This is a genomic window from Novosphingobium sp. 11B (assembly GCF_054589055.1).
The window spans coordinates 1-887 of sequence record NZ_BAAILP010000299.1 but is presented as its reverse complement, the minus strand read 5'-3'; the positions used below and the strand labels follow the sequence as shown (position 1 = coordinate 887).

1 protein-coding gene is annotated in these 887 nt (G+C 62.8%); it reads right to left on the bottom strand.

Annotated features, from left to right (window positions below; all coding sequences use genetic code 11):
• Nucleotides 1–152 precede the first annotated feature (152 nt).
• The coding region (locus ACYPYD_RS25785; RefSeq protein ID WP_459666413.1) for a TetR/AcrR family transcriptional regulator at nucleotides 153–887 on the bottom strand (735 nt) is incomplete at its 5' end.

Here is an 887-nt window from a genome sequence, read left to right as displayed (position 1 = left end):
CCCGTGACGATCGCCACTTTGCCATCCAGCCGATTGCGCGCGTTGTCGGTCATGATCTTCGTCCCCTTCCCGGTCGGCCGGATCGATCCGGCCTGTTCCCGCCTTCATCGAAAGCGCCGCCGCGCGTGTCGCCTGACAACAGGGCTAGGCCATCATGTTTTGCAGCTGGCCTCCAATGCCGCCGTGGCCATGTCCAGTGCGATGTCGAAGCGCTGGCGAAAGCGTTCGGGATCGCGCTTGGGCAGGTTCTCGTTGTCGGAAAGCACCATCATGTTGATGACCATCAGATAGGCCAGCGCAATGCGGTAATCGCCCAGGTACGGGTCTTCCGCATCGACGATCGCATTTATGTGATTGATGGTCGTGCGCAGGTTCCGGCTGAGATCGGGGCGGTTGTCGGCGGCATGCATGATCCCGGCGGGGCGCTGCTGCTGCAGATACTTGCTCATGAAGGCAGCATAGGTGTGGCGGCCCTGATCGTCGGTTAGATCGAGGATCGGCTCGCACAGGATTCTCAGCAGGGTTCTCAGGTCGAACCTGCCCCCGCTGCGCTCGACTTCGGCCAGCGCCGCGCCGCGCGCCGGTTCCATCTGCCACACGCGCCAGGCGAAGATCGCCTGCACCAGAGTGTCCCGATTGCCGAAGTGGTACTGCACCGCATTGGTGTTCCGGTTACCCGCAAGCTGGGCGATCTCGCGGAACGACACGCTCTCGATCGAGCGGGTGGCATAGAGCGATTCGGCGGCGGCGATGATGCGGATTTTGGCATCGTCGGCGAAATGAAGCGGCGGGTCGGTCACCTTGCGATCCGTACACGAGCCGGGTGCGAATTCCAGTTCGCGCAGCATTTCCGGCAATCCTCCTTCGCGCCCGTCCATCCGCGATAC